At 61.6% G+C, this 13623-nt stretch carries 10 protein-coding genes; 8 read left to right on the top strand and 2 right to left on the bottom strand.

The annotated features are described in order from the left end of the window. The first annotated feature begins 2 nt into the window (after positions 1 to 2). The 3 genes from EOD29_RS04540 to EOD29_RS04530 all read left to right on the top strand — a co-directional run bounded on the left by EOD29_RS04540 (position 3) and on the right by EOD29_RS04530 (position 2847). Positions 3 to 1001, top strand: coding sequence for an ABC transporter permease (locus EOD29_RS04540; protein WP_066994096.1), 999 nt, complete (start codon positions 3 to 5; stop codon positions 999 to 1001). Further along, complete coding sequence (locus EOD29_RS04535) at positions 998 to 2179, top strand: ABC transporter permease (protein ID WP_127246022.1); 1182 nt, start codon at positions 998 to 1000, stop codon at positions 2177 to 2179. The genes EOD29_RS04540 and EOD29_RS04535 overlap by 4 nt, the downstream gene beginning before the upstream one ends. 188 nt (positions 2180 to 2367) lie before the next feature. Further along, positions 2368 to 2847, top strand: coding sequence for a class I SAM-dependent methyltransferase (locus tag EOD29_RS04530; protein WP_067326330.1), 480 nt, complete (start codon positions 2368 to 2370; stop codon positions 2845 to 2847). Positions 2848 to 2867: 20 nt separating this feature from the next. Here the strand turns inward: EOD29_RS04530 and EOD29_RS04525 are convergent, their stop codons facing one another. After that, positions 2868 to 4283 (bottom strand): adenylate/guanylate cyclase domain-containing protein, encoded by a 1416-nt coding sequence (locus EOD29_RS04525; protein ID WP_127246021.1) that lies wholly within the window; start codon positions 4281 to 4283, stop codon positions 2868 to 2870. 203 nt (positions 4284 to 4486) lie between these two features. On the opposite strand from EOD29_RS04525, the gene EOD29_RS04520 reads away from it, so the two are divergent. The 3 genes from EOD29_RS04520 (at position 4487) to EOD29_RS04510 (ending at position 7495) form a co-directional block, all read left to right on the top strand. After that, positions 4487 to 5311, top strand: coding sequence for a hypothetical protein (locus tag EOD29_RS04520; RefSeq protein WP_127246020.1), 825 nt, complete (start codon positions 4487 to 4489; stop codon positions 5309 to 5311). 74 nt (positions 5312 to 5385) lie between these two features. Further along, a complete protein-coding gene (locus tag EOD29_RS04515; protein ID WP_095823327.1) occupies positions 5386 to 5910 on the top strand; it encodes a GNAT family N-acetyltransferase in 525 nt (174 codons plus the stop codon). 199 nt (positions 5911 to 6109) lie between these two features. Beyond that, positions 6110 to 7495 (top strand): hypothetical protein, encoded by a 1386-nt coding sequence (locus tag EOD29_RS04510; protein ID WP_127246019.1) that lies wholly within the window; start codon positions 6110 to 6112, stop codon positions 7493 to 7495. An 81-nt stretch (positions 7496 to 7576) separates the two neighbouring features. Here EOD29_RS04510 and EOD29_RS04505 read toward each other — a convergent pair whose 3' ends face one another. Beyond that, positions 7577 to 9349 (bottom strand): adenylate/guanylate cyclase domain-containing protein, encoded by a 1773-nt coding sequence (locus EOD29_RS04505; protein ID WP_127246018.1) that lies wholly within the window; start codon positions 9347 to 9349, stop codon positions 7577 to 7579. 243 nt (positions 9350 to 9592) lie between these two features. On the opposite strand from EOD29_RS04505, the gene EOD29_RS04500 reads away from it, so the two are divergent. Beyond that, positions 9593 to 12895 (top strand): adenylate/guanylate cyclase domain-containing protein, encoded by a 3303-nt coding sequence (locus EOD29_RS04500; RefSeq protein ID WP_127246017.1) that lies wholly within the window; start codon positions 9593 to 9595, stop codon positions 12893 to 12895. Positions 12896 to 12914: 19 nt separating this feature from the next. After that, entirely contained in the window at positions 12915 to 13595 is a 681-nt protein-coding gene (locus EOD29_RS04495; RefSeq protein WP_066994127.1) for a redoxin domain-containing protein, read from the top strand. The last annotated feature ends 28 nt before the right edge of the window (positions 13596 to 13623 follow it).

The following is a 13623-nucleotide window of genomic DNA, read 5'->3' as shown; positions in this document are numbered from 1 at the left end:
GCGTGCTTCGATATATTGTCTGGCGCCTTGCCGTAATGGTTCCAACGCTGCTGATCATATCGGCGCTTGTGTTCACGATCATCGAACTTCCCCCAGGCGACTATTTCGACAGCTATGTTGCCGAGCTTCGGGCTCAGGGCGAAGCGGTGGATTCCGACCGCATCGAGATGATGCGGAAGGACTATGGTTTCGACAAGCCGCCGGTCATTCGCTACTTCTACTGGGTCGGCGGGATGCTGCACGGCGATTTCGGCTATTCCTTCGAATATGAGCTGCCGGTTCGCGACGTGATCGGGGACCGAATGTGGCTGACCGTGCTGGTTTCCTTCGTGACGATCCTCTTCACCTGGCTCATCGCCTTTCCGATCGGCATGTACTCCGCCACGCATCAATACAGTTGGGGCGACTACGGCCTGACTTTCTTCGGCCTTCTCGGCCTTGCCATCCCGAACTTCATGCTGGCGCTGATCCTGATGTATTTCGCCAATATCTGGTTCGGCACGTCCGTCGGCCATCTCATGGACCAGCAATATCTCGGCGAGCCGATGAGCTGGGCCAAGGCGAAGTCGATCCTCGCCCATCTCTGGATCCCGGTCTTGATCATCGGCACCGGGGGCACGGCAAGCATGATCCGGCGGCTGCGCGCCAATCTGCTCGATGAGCTTCACAAGCAATATGTCGTGACGGCGCGCGCCAAGGGCCTTCATCCCTTCAGGACCCTGGTCAAATACCCGCTGCGCATGGCGCTCAATTTCTTCATTTCGGACATCGGCTCTATCCTGCCGGCCATCATTTCCGGTGCCGAAATCACGGCGATCGTGCTGTCTTTGGAAACGACCGGGCCGATGCTGATCAAGGCGCTGCAAAGCCAGGACATGTATCTGGCAGGGTCGTTCCTGATGTTCCTCGCCTTCCTGACGGTCATCGGCGTGCTGATTTCCGATCTGGCGCTGGCACTGCTTGATCCACGAATTCGTTTGCAGGGCGGCAGTACCAAATGAACACGCAATCGCCACTTCCCGCTCCGGGTGCTCCGCTGCAACACTATGTTTCCATCGCGCCCTTTGACCTGCAGTCGGTCGAGGCAATGACGCCGGAGCAGTCGAAGGTCTTTCAGGCGTCGCAGTTGCGGCTGATGTGGTGGAAATTTCGACGGCACCGGCTTGCTCTTGTATCCGGCATATTCCTGGCGGTGCTCTATTTCGCGATACTGATCTGCGAGTTCCTGGCGCCCTACAATCTGCACACGCGCAACATGGACTACATCTATGCGCCGCCGCAGCGGGTGCACCTGTTCCACAACGGCCAGTTCGTCGGGCCGTTCGTCTACGGCCGCCAAATGACGCTGGATATGGACACGCTGAAGCGGAACTACATCGACCAACAGGATGATGTTCAGCGGATCCGTTTCTTCTGCAAGGGCGACAGCTACCGGTTCTGGGGCCTGATCGAAGGTGACAGGCATTTTGTCTGCCCTGCCGAAAACGGCCAGCTCTTCCTGGCCGGCACTGACAGGCTGGGGCGCGATGTGCTCTCGCGCATCATCTATGGTGCACGCATTTCACTGACGATCGGCCTCGTCGGCATCAGTTTCAGCTTCCTGCTCGGCATAGTCATCGGCGGACTGGCCGGCTATCACGGCGGCATCTTCGACCTGATCGTTCAACGGATAATCGAAGTTCTGCAATCGATCCCCAGCATTCCGCTATGGCTGGCTCTGGCTGCGATCATGCCGATAACTTGGAGTCCGATCCTGATCTATTTCGGCATCACCGTCATTCTCGGGCTGCTCGACTGGACCGGATTGGCGCGGGCCGTGCGTTCAAAGCTTTTAGCGTTGCGAGAGGAGGATTACATTCTGGCCGCGCAATTGATGGGCGCCAGCAGCGGCCGCATTATCCGGCGGCACCTCATTCCGGGCTTCATGTCGCATCTGATCGCGACGGCGACGATCTCCATACCCGGCATGATCCTGGGCGAGACGGCGCTGAGCTTCCTCGGGCTCGGGCTGCGGGCACCGATAACCAGTTGGGGCATCCTGCTCACCGAGGCGCGCAGCGTCAGCGTGATCGCGTTTTATCCATGGCTACTTTTGCCGATCCTCCCCGTCATTCTCGTCATTCTGGCGTTCAACTTCCTCGGCGACGGCTTGCGGGACGCTGCGGACCCCTACAAGTGACATCGCCAGTCCGCCGCGCTTCAAGGCGCAGACTCCGCCCAGTTCGTCGGGGGCCTGTTCGGTTGTTGCTGTGTTGAACGTTCGCCTCTATATGCGGCGACGCCGGATCGGGCTAACACGTTGCTCGGGTTTATCCTGGTCGCGGGCATTGCCGGTCTCTTGAGCTGGTTCAGGACACACAGACGCATATGAGTCGCCTCGAAAGTTTCATCCGCAGGCTGACGGCACAGCGCGACATTCTCGATCAAGTCTGCGCGGAGGTGGCGAAGATCGAGGGTCCCATCCTTGAGCTCGGCCTCGGCAATGGCCGGACGTTCCACCATCTGCGCGAGCGTCTGCCCGGCCGACGGATCGTGGCGTTCGACCGCGCACTTGCCGCACACGCCAGCTCAATTCCCGAAGCTGAAAACCTCGTGCTCGGCGAAATCCGCGAGACGGCGAGCAGGTTCATCGGCATCGAGGCCGCCCTTGTTCATGCCGACATCGGCACCGGCTATGAAGATCGCGATGCAGTGACCTCTACCTGGCTTCCCGAACTAACCGCGCGCCTGCTTCGCGTCGGAGGCATTGCGGTCAGCGGCACGCCGCTCGATCACCCGCAGTTGCAGCGCCTTCCACTGCCGCCTTCGGTACCCGCCGATCGCTATTTTGTCTGCAGGCGTGTCTGAGGCCGAAACGGCCCAAGTCTTCAGGGGATCGTGTATACTGCTATCTCCCGCTCGATGCCGCGCAGCGAGACCTCGTGGGGCACGGGCGTCAGCGCGTTCCTGTGCAACAGATCGGCGGTGAGATTGTCGTCGACCACCGCGCGCGTGGCGAAGATCGCCTGTGCGTTGGCAAGGTTCTGGACCCGCGAAGCAATGTTGACCGTCTGGCCGAAATAGTCCTGTCGCTCGTTCATAGACACGGCAATGCACGGGCCGGCATGGACTCCGATCTTGAGCAGCAGATCCTCGCGCCCGCTCTTCTCATTGAGCGCACGCATGGCATCGCGCATCCTCAGGGCCGCGGCAATCGCACGATCCGGCGTCGCGAAGGTCGCCATCACCGCATCGCCGATCGTTTTCACCACCGCGCCTGCCTCCGACGCGACGATCTCGTGCAGGACCTGAAAATGCACGCGCACGAGATCGAAGGCTGAAAGATCGCCAACCCGCTCGTAAAGCTCGGTCGATCCGCGCAGGTCGGTGAACAGGAAGGTGAGGCTAGTGATCTTCAGGCGCTGGTTGATGTCGAGCGTGTCGGTGCGATAGAGATCGCGGAACGTCTGGTTGGTGAGCAGGCGCTTGGCTGTCAGGAACGGCCGGCGTTTGCCCAGGAGATCATGCAATTCCTGGCCGGCGATGAAGACCGTCGGCAGCACGCGGGTGTCGGTCCTGTTTTCCAGCGAAATGCGCAACGGGCCGGGTTGCATCTCCAGCGTCTGGTTCTGGACATGCTCGCGGTCGAAGACCAATGAGAGGCTTCGGCGCTCTCTTGCCGGTTCGCCCTTGACGTCGATGAACTGCACTGAATGGGTGACCGGCTCGAAGACGATGATGAATTCGGACGGAAGCTGTACGGGCAGAACAGCCTTTTCACCTGGCGCAAGCTCGATATCCTCCAGCGAGAACGCTTCCATCGTCTTGGCGAAATCCTCTTCCGGCAGGTCGACGCCGGACGCCCAGTAGATCTGGCGGAAATACTCCACCAACGGCAGTTCGTGTGGATTGTGGGCGGCAATCTTGCGCACGCGAGGACTGACCGTGAATGTCACCTCGACCATCTCGTCGAGGGTCGGTGAATAGCCTTCGGAACACAGCGCGCAGGTATATTCGTCCTTCTGCAGGGTTTTCAGCGTGGCGTTGCTGTCGAGCACGCCGCCACAGCCCGGGCATAGAACATTCCAGGAAATGTCGAACAGGCCCACCCGCGCCGCATGCAGAAAGGCGCCTATGGCGCGTTCCTCGTCGAGGCCATGCTTGCTGGCGAAGGCTAGAGCATTGATGCGGCAAAGCTCGCGGTCCTTGCCCTCCGCGATGGTTCGCTTGATCGCATCGATTGCCCGCGGATCGACATCGGTCGATTGCCGCAGAAGCGAGAACAGATCCTGAGCTTCGTTCATCGTGCAGGCTCCGGAAGAAATGCGCCGCCGAAACGTGTTGACCGGACCGGTCCTGGTCCGACTGCGCCATTTTACTTCGAAACCGACCCTACGGCCATTCGAATAGACAAGCCGGGCGATACATCAAGTCCGTTTGGTGGATTTTCGCCGGCCGCAACCGGCACTATGATGATCCATGGGCATTTATCTATGCGGGCTACCCGATGCCGACATCCGACAATCCGCCGTTTCCCGGCACCCTGCGCCTCTTTTCCTTGGTGGTCATTATCGTCCTGACCGTAGGCGCCGGCCTGTTCTTCGCGCCCGTGCTGGTCAAGCCGCGCTGGCCGTGGGCCGTCACCCCGTTCAATGCCCGCTTCCTTGGTGGCTTCTACACCGCCGAAATGGTCGTGATGGCGGCGCTGCTGTTCTGGAATCGCTGGTCGCCCGGCAGGCTCGTGCTCGTCATGGCGCTCATCTTCACCGTCATCGTGTCGGTGGCGTCGTTCATCAATCTCGGCTATTTCAACTTCGGGCGCAAAGCGCCCTGGCTCTGGTTTCTGGTCTATCTTGGTTCGGTCGCGGTATCCGGGCTGTTCCTATGGCGGGCCAGGGCCCGTCCTTCTGCAAAAGGCGTGACCTTAAGGCCCGCATGGCGCGGCTACATGCCGGTGGAATCGGCAGTCCTTGGGCTCTATGGCGTCGGCCTGTTGCTGTTCCCACTGACATTCGGCAGCTTCTGGCCATGGCCGGTCGATGGCTTCCACGCTCAGGTCTACAGCGCCATCTTCCTCGCGGGGGCGGGCGGCATATATGTCGTCTGGAGAAGCGCGCGGCGCGAGGAACTGCTGGTGCTGGGCTTGGCGCAGTTGCTGGTTGGCCTGCTTGCCATTGTTGGACTCGTCATCACCGACGCTGCCGTGCACCGGATCGACTGGGCGGCGATCGGGACATTGTGCTGGCTTGCCCTTTTCGCCTGGATCGGCATCAGCGGTGTCTTCAAACTCTTCGCCGCCACTCGGTATTTTAGCTCGCAATCGGCATCATAGGTTCTAGAGACGGCTGGATTTTCAGGTGACGTAGGGTGCATCGTACCGTGCCGATTGCCATCGCCGGGAACGTTATGACCAGCACAACCTCGCCATCCTCCGAGAAAATCCAGCCGCAGCTCCGATCCGTTCGGCTAAGCGATGCGGAGGCGCTTTGCGCCATCTTCAACATGCCGGGCTTCCGCTGGGGCACGCTCAGGATGCCTTTCGAGATGGTGGAGCAGGTGGAGCGGCGCATCGCCAAGTCCGGCCAGGAAACCACCTGGATCGTTGCGGAGGTGGAGGGCAGGGTCGTCGGCCATGGCAGCCTGGTCGTGCAGGGTTCGCCGCGCCGTTCGCATATCGGCGAGATCAATATCGGTCTTGACGATGCCTTTGTCGGCAAAGGCATCGGCTCTGCCATACTTGGCGCGCTGCTCGACGTGGCCGACAATTGGCGCGCTCTGAAGCGGGTCGAATTGACCGTCTACGCCGACAACGAACCGGCCATGCGCCTCTACAAAAGCCATGGCTTCGAGGTCGAAGGTCGGCATGTGAAGGCCGGCTTTACCGACGGCCAGTACCACGACCTCCTCAGCATGGCCCGGCTGCGATTCTGAGGTCCGCTGTTCGGTCTTAACTGTTTGTCCAATCTAGCAATCCAAGCCGAGTCGGCGAACTGGCGGTTGCCGATGGAGAGCTCTGTAGGATAACTTCGTCTCACACCGTTCTGATCGAGTTGACGATCCATGTGTGGGCCGGCATCCAGAAAGTCTGGTCTCCCTTGGCGTTTGCACCGCGAGCCGCCAGACGGGACAGATGACCGCCGTGGCTGACCCAATCCCTACGCCTCCAGTGGAAATTCTGGCTGTGCTGTCGCTGCTCTGCCCGGAGGTCGTGCGTGACATCGAGCAGAACTGGAACGCACCGGTTTCCGATTATGCCCGCCATCTGTGGCGGCCGGTGGCAAGGCCTGCATCGGACCCGGCGATCGCTGCCCGCTCGATCCTGCGCGACGTGCTGCATCAGCGTCTTGGTGCGATCATGCAGCCTGAAGAGGTCGGCAAGGCCCTCGACGAGTTCGAGCACAGACCGGTCATTCAGTCCGGCCTGCACTGTCTGCTTCTGATGGACCGGATCACCTTCGACGCCCTGCTGCTTGCCTGGCTCGGCGCGGTCGAAAGCGGGCTCTCGGCCTTCTTCTGCTTCATGGGAACGACGATGACCATGGAGACAATCGGCCGGGAGGGGCCCGGATGGCTCGATGTCGGCGACGACAAGGTCAACCTGTTTGGCATGGGGCGCCACAAGCTTTGCCGCAAAAGCGCCTGCGCGGCCGGTCCCGTCTTCCTCAACAAACGCGCGCTCGAAGCGGTTGGTGATGAAACGGATGCCAGCCGCTGGCTGGGCACACTGCTTGCCAGCCGGGACAAGATGTTTGCAACCGCGGCCGACGCGGTCACAGCCCTCAACGAGGATCTGGTCGCCAATTGGGATGGTTCCGACATGACTTGGCCGGTTTTCATCGATGATCGGCTGGCCGCGGCCGCCATGGCTCGGCATCTGGAATATGACGGCAGCCTTCTTTCCAGGCTGCTGTTTAAGCCGGCGAGGCGCCAGCGTCTCGAACGTGCCTTGGAAGAGACCGCATCGAGACCATTTGGCAGATTCCTGCCCAATGCCACAGCCTATTTCTGGGGCATCCGCGACGAGCGCGTGCGCAAGCTCGTCCTCGAGAACGGCCATCTGATCGAGCCCGACAGGCGGCATGGTCTTTCCATCCCGTTCGAGCGAACGCATCTCAAGCAGGCGCTACTGGAAGGCGTGCTGCTGCCGAACTTGTTCCTCACGTTCCTCGTGCTCGCCATATTGCCGCGCGTGCGGGTTGTGGGCGGCCTGAGACAGATTGGCTATGTGGCGCTTTTCCACTCGATCCTGCTGGCCGCGCTTGACGAGAACGCGCCGGAAGAGCGCGATCTGGCTCAGGAGCTGCAGGTTCGGGAAAATGCCTGGGGCGTGCGGGTCATCGATGAAAAGATCTCGGTGCGCGAGCAGCTTGCCGGCCTGCCGCAAGGGGCGCTCTTCGCGGATCTGCTCCGGCAGTATCGCTTGCAAACATTTGCCGAGACGACCGACTACCTGAAACTAGTTCGGGAAGACGCCCGATGGCGCAAGATCGGCCAGGCAGAGATCAAGGCGACCTGAGCTTCGCATCAGGTTTTATTCGCGGAGAGTCCATTCGCGAATGAACGCAGTTCAAGGCCTGACCTGACATGGCCTCACCTGTCATTGCACGATACCGGCCTTGCGGAGCCCGTCCACGATGAGTTCGAAATCGGCAGGGTTCTTGTAGGGCAAGACCTTGCGTCGGTAGTCCAGCGAATAGTCGGGATTGACGCGAAGCACCTCCTGCCATGCCTCGCGGGCCTCGGCGAAACGGCCCAGATGGCCGTAGCTGGCGGCCAGAAGCGCGCGCGAGACATCGGTGACAGCGTTGCGAGCCAGCCGCTGCAGCAAGAGGTCAACGGCCTCTTCGTACCTTCCGAGTTGAAACGATGCCAAAGCCTGGAAATGCAGAAGCACATCCGGAAAGTATGGATTCAAGGTCTTGCCCCGGGCGTAACTCTCGAGCGCCTGTTCGGATCTGCCCGAATAGTGCAGCGCCTCGCCGAGGATCACGTGCCCTTCGGCGAAGTTCGGATTGAGAGCTATCGCGTGCTCGGCCTCGTTGATGGCTTCATCGTGCCGTCGTGTATACAGCTTCACGATAGCCAGTGCCCAGTGCGCCCAGGGATCGCTGTCATCCAGCGTTACCGCTCGCGTTGCAGCCTCTTCCGCTTGCGCCATCGATTCCGGCGGCGACGCACTCCACCTGTTCAGGTAATCGAGCCCGTGCGTGAGGGCGAGGAAGGCGTGGGCAGAGGCAAACTTCGGGTCCAGTTCGATCGCACGTTGCAAGAGGTCGCGGGCTGCGACGTTCGTCTCCTTCGTCAGCCGGTGCCACAGCTCCCGGCCCCGCATGAAATAGTCATACGCCTGCGTGTTGCGCGCATACTCGGGCGCCAGCCGCTGACGGTCGCCTTCGGTGAGATTGAGCGCCAAGGCTCCGACGATCTGCTGCGTCACGTCGTCCTGCACCGCGAATATGTCAGTCAGGTCGCGGTCGAACCGCTCTGCCCAAAGATGGCCGCCCGAGGTTGCATCGATGAGCTGCGCGGTGATGCGCACCCTGTTCCCCGACTTGCGTACGCTGCCCTCAAGTACATGCCGCACGCCGAGCTTCGAGCCCACCTCCTGCACATGGACGTTCTGGCCCTTGAAGGTGAACGACGAATTGCGTGCGATGACGAAGAGCTGCGACAGTTTGGACAGCGCCGTGATGATGTCCTCAGAAATGCCGTCGGCGAAGTAATCCTGTTCGGCGTCACCGCTCATGTTGGCGAACGGCAGGACGGCGATCGACAGTTTCGGCGGCGCTGCCGTCGCGGGCCGGCTTGCCGCGGTTTCCGGGGTCGCGGCCGCCTTGGTCCCGGCGCTGCCGACTTGTAGCGAATAGACCCGGATCGGCTCGGCGATGTTCTTGAGCTGTGTGCTGCCGAGATCGCTGACCGAGAGGTCGAGCCGCGCCTTGACCTGGCGATAGGCATCCTCGGACAGGCAGATGGCGCCGGGCGCCGCGACGCCCTCCAAACGCGAGGCGATGTTGACGCCGTCGCCCATCAGGTCGCCGTCGCTCTCTTCGACCACATCGCCCAGATGGATGCCGATCCTGAACTCGATGCGGCGGTCCTGCGGCACGCCGGCATTGCGCTCGACCATGCCGTTCTGAACCTCAACGGCGCAGCGCACGGCATTCACCACGCTGCGGAACTCGACCAGCGCTCCATCCCCCGTGCGCTTGATCACCCGCCCGTTGTGCACTGCGATGATTGGATCAATCAGGTCGCTGCGCAGTGCCCGCAACCTCGCCAAAGTACGATCTTCGTCCTCGCTCGCGAGCCGGCTGTATCCAACCACATCTGCAGCGAGGATTGCGGCCAGCTTCCGGTTTTCGCTCATGGGCACGTGTCCTCGGCTCCATAATAGCAGGAAGGCGGAGGCTAAGAGGGAATTTTCGTGGACGACGGCTACGCAGACGCGCGAGTCGGCAGCGCTCTGCCACCGGGCCTGGACCGATCGCTCGATGCCCCATTTGCGCTGCCGCTTGCTGGCCGACGACTATCGGTTCATTCTTGTCTGAATACCCGGCCGTGAAGTGCGTGGCGAGATCACGCCGTCATGGCTCCAGTGAGGTCTTGCTCGATGGACTGCTCGGGCTGCGGTTTCGAGGTCGAGGGCGGTTTCGCTTTCTGTCCGAAGTGTGGCAGGCGCCAGCCCGTGCCATGCGCCAGCTGCGGCTACCTGTGCGCACCCGATTTCGAGTTCTGTCCGAAATGTGGGGCAAGCGTCGGTGCGACGGCAAAAGCCGTCGAACGGCCTGCTCCGACATCAAGCCGGACCATTGTGCCGCCTTCTCGAACTCCGTCGCTGCTCGCGAACATCGAAAGCGAAGATGATGGGTTGCATCCCGTCTCTGAAGCCGATCGCAGGACGGTGACGGTCCTGTTCGCCGACCTTTGCGGCTTCACGACACTGAGCGAGCAGCTCGACCCCGAGGTGATGCAAGCGCTGCAGAACCAACTGTTCAAGGAATTGACGGCAGCCGTGCGAAACTTTGGCGGTTTCGTCGACAAATTCATCGGCGATGCATTGCTTGCCTTGTTCGGTGCCCCGGTCGCGCATGAAGACGATCCGGAACGTGCGCTTCGCGCCGCTCTCGACATGATGGCCCGGACGACGCGGCTCGGCGAAAGCGCTCCCCACTCCGGCTCGCCTCTGTTGCTCCACATCGGCATAAACACTGGTCCGGTCGTCACCGGCGGATTGGGCATCGGCACCGCCAAATCCTATTCGGTGACCGGCGATACCGTGAATACGGCGCAACGCTTGCAATCGCTGGCCGCACCGGGTGAGGTTCTGGTAGGCGAACTCACTCACAGGCTGACCCGGCATGCCTTCTCTTTCGAGCCGCTGGGCGATGTTGTGCTTCGCGGCAAAGCAGGCAGTGTGCTCGTCCATCGACTGGACGCACCGCTTGCGTTGCCGCGTGCAGCGCGTGGGCTCGAGGTGCTCGGCCTGAGCGCGCCGATCATAGGTCGTGGTGCGGAGCTCCATAGAATGCTGGCCAGCCTTGACCAGGCGTGCGGCGGCTCGGCCCAACTTGTTCGCCTCGTCGGAGAAGCCGGTATCGGGAAATCGAGGCTGGTGAAGGAGTTCGTCGCCCGCGTCGGCGACGAGGATCGTTTTCGCAACGTCGCCGTGCGGCAGGCCACATGCTCACCGCTGGGCGAACAATCTTTTGGCGCCTTGGGCGCAGTGGTGCGCAGCGCTGCCGGGATGATGCAAAGCGATACTGGGGACGAAATGCGGGCGAAGCTCGCAGGCTTGCTGACCGACCTCGGCCTGCAGGGCGAGGAGGCGAAGCGGCTGATGCCTTTGCTCTACCATGTGCTTGGCCTTGGCGACCCCGATGCCACCTTGCAGCATGTCGAGCCCGAGCAGCTGCGGAGGCAAATTCTCTACGCAGTCCGCACGATCATCGAAAGGCGGCTTGCGTTGTCGCCGCTGTTGATTGTCGTCGAAGATCTGCACTGGGCCGACGCCGTGTCGCTCGAGGCGCTGCGTTTCGTGATGGACAGGTTGGAACGCACGCGGTTGATGTTGCTGGTCACGCATCGTCCGGCGCCGGACAACGACCAGCTCGACTCAAGTCGGGTCAGTCACACAGCGCTGAGGCTTTCGCCGCTCAACACTGATGACGGACGCGGGCTGCTGGCGGCGCTGTTCGGGGAGAGCTGGGTAAAGTCCGCAGACAGGCTTGTCGACCAGATCCTCGAGCGCGCCGGCGGCAATCCGCTTTTTATAGAGGAGATCGTTCGCGGCCTGATCGATCGCGGTGTGCTGATGCGCGAGGGCCAGCGATGGCGGACTGCGGCAGGCGAAGTCGCAACCGGCATTCCCGCCACTATCCAGGCAATGCTGCTTGCCCGGGTCGACCGGCTGCCCCAGGAGGTGCGCCGGTTGGCCCAGGAAGCCGCGGTGATCGGCCCGCGTTTCGATGCCACACTTTTGAAAGCCGTGACAGCCGAACCCGGCCGCTTGGAAGCCGGCTGCGAACTGCTTTGCGATGCCGAAATCATCGAGGAGGTCGCCGGATCAGGCTCGATCTCGTCGCCAAGCTACCGCTTTACGCAAACGTTGCTGCAGGACGTGATCTACCAGAATCTGCTGTTGCAACGCCGGACCGATATCCACGGGCGGGTCGGTGCCGCCTTGGAGCAGCTGTGTGGCGACAAGCCGGAACGGCTCGAGGATTTGACCGTGCTCGGTCATCATTTCGCGCAGAGCGCGGAGCGGGAGAAAGGCGCGCATTACTTGCAGGCGGCGGGCGATCGCGCTCGCATGATATACGCCAACGACGACGCCCTTCGTTTCTATGAGCGAGCGCTGGCTGCGTTGGGCGCGATCGGGCAAACGCCGCTCAAGCTGGCAATCGCGGAGCGCATTGCCGATTTGAGCGGCCCGGTGGGCCGCCGCGAGGTCGCGCACCAGCACTACGAAACGGTGCTGCAGGCATATCGGGAGTCAGGCAATCGCGTCGCGTCGGCACGAGTTTTGCGCAAGATCGGTCGGCTGCTCTGGGACGTCGGCAAGCGGGACAACGCAGAAACCCGCTATGCTGAAGCCGCAGCGCTCCTCGAAGGAGCGGATGCCCCGATCGAGCAGGCGCAGCTGTGGCAAGAACGTGGCCGACAGGCGTTCCGTAGCGGAGATCACGCTCTTGCAGCAAAATGGGCAGACGCGGCGCTGGATGGCGTACGCGCTCTGACAGCGGAGCATGTCTCCGAGGAAGGGCGTGACGCCACTCTTGTGACCGCCGAGGCACTCAACACCAAGGCTGTCGCGCTGGCTCGCCTTGGGCGAAACCTTGAAGCGGTGCGCCAGATTGAGCGTAGCATTGAACTGGCCGAAGCCGCCGGTCTGCTGGGCGCGACCTGCCGCGGCTATACCAATCTCGGCGTGCTTTACACGACCATCGATCCGGCACAGGCGATAAAGGTCTGTCGGCGCGGTCTTGAAGTGTCGCGCCATATTGGTGATTTGGGCTTTCAGGCGCGCCTCCTCGCGAACCTGGCGGTTGCTTGTTGTACTTTCACGGATCGTTGCCCAACGGAGGGCGTGCCTGCTGCCGAGAAGGCCATCGAGATCGACCGGGCACTCGACCAGCGCGAGCACCTGCCGGTGCCGTTGATCGTGCTTGCGCAGATCCACCAGTGCAACGGTCGTCCGGAACTGGCGGTTGGCTTGTTCCATGAAGCACTGGACGTAGCGCGCGAAACGAGTGAACCCCAACTGCTGTTTCCGTGCTATGATGGTCTGGCAACGCTTAATCTCGACCTCGACAATCTGGCCGAGGCCGAACGCTACTTTTCCCTGGCGCAGGGTATATGCGCCCAGCACGGGCTAGACCCGGAAGCGCTTGTGGTGCTGCCTTTTCTCGACTAGCCGGGTGGGAGGTTGAACAATGTCCGCGCGTATTGACTTGGTACCGCTTCAGCCAGGCGATCGTGCGCCGAACGTGGTGCTCGACGCCATAACCCAGGAAGGCAAGATCGCGCTTGACGACTTCCGCGGACAAAAACCGGTGCTGGTTGGCCTGTTTCGAGGTCTGCATTGTGCGTTTTGCCGACGCCATATCGCCGCCCAGGCGCGGCTTGATCCGGAACTGCGCGAAAAGGGGGTGGAAAGCCTGACGGTGGTCAACACGCCGATCGAACGGGCGCGTCTCTATTTCCGCTACCACCCGATGCCGAATCTGCTTGCGGCTTCCGACCCTGAACGCGCTTCGCATCGTGCTTTTGGACTGCCCAATCTTGAATTCACCCAGGATGACACGAACTGGCCGTACAAGGTCTCGATGGCAGCGGCAAAGGATATGCGGGTCGACATACCAGGCGAGTTGCCCGCTCCCATGGATCCTTTTGCGGCCAGCGAATTCCTCGACAAGAAGGACCATTACGAAGTGACCGAGGCCGACCAGCAGATGATGGCAACGGGACACGGACAACTGATCGGTCAATTCCTGCTGGACCGGCAGGGGGTGGTCCGCTGGAGCTTCACGGAGGTTCCAGAGGGTGGGCGATACATGTTTGGGGCGCCAAACCCGCAGGAGCTGATGTCAGCCGTATCCCAGGTCGTTCAATAGACTTGCGAACAAGATAGTCGGGCGGGAC

Source organism: Mesorhizobium sp. M1A.T.Ca.IN.004.03.1.1 (genome assembly GCF_003997555.1).
Classification (GTDB): Bacteria; Pseudomonadota; Alphaproteobacteria; order Rhizobiales; family Rhizobiaceae; genus Mesorhizobium.
Note: the sequence above shows the minus strand (reverse complement) of the source record. Positions and strands in the feature narration are given on the sequence as shown.

Excerpts from the sequence above, each read along its gene's own strand:
- EOD29_RS04530 (WP_067326330.1), top strand. The coding sequence starts at position 2,368 with ATGAGTCGCCTCGAAAGTTTCATCCGCAGGCTGACGGCACAGCGCGAC.
- EOD29_RS04510 (WP_127246019.1), top strand. The coding sequence starts at position 6,110 with ATGACCGCCGTGGCTGACCCAATCCCTACGCCTCCAGTGGAAATTCTG.
- EOD29_RS04505 (WP_127246018.1), bottom strand. The coding sequence starts at position 9,349 with ATGAGCGAAAACCGGAAGCTGGCCGCAATCCTCGCTGCAGATGTGGTT.
- EOD29_RS04520 (WP_127246020.1), top strand. The coding sequence starts at position 4,487 with ATGCCGACATCCGACAATCCGCCGTTTCCCGGCACCCTGCGCCTCTTT.
- EOD29_RS04500 (WP_127246017.1), top strand. The coding sequence starts at position 9,593 with ATGGACTGCTCGGGCTGCGGTTTCGAGGTCGAGGGCGGTTTCGCTTTC.
- EOD29_RS04535 (WP_127246022.1), top strand. The coding sequence starts at position 998 with ATGAACACGCAATCGCCACTTCCCGCTCCGGGTGCTCCGCTGCAACAC.
- EOD29_RS04515 (WP_095823327.1), top strand. The coding sequence starts at position 5,386 with ATGACCAGCACAACCTCGCCATCCTCCGAGAAAATCCAGCCGCAGCTC.
- EOD29_RS04525 (WP_127246021.1), bottom strand. The coding sequence starts at position 4,283 with ATGAACGAAGCTCAGGATCTGTTCTCGCTTCTGCGGCAATCGACCGAT.
- EOD29_RS04495 (WP_066994127.1), top strand. The coding sequence starts at position 12,915 with ATGTCCGCGCGTATTGACTTGGTACCGCTTCAGCCAGGCGATCGTGCG.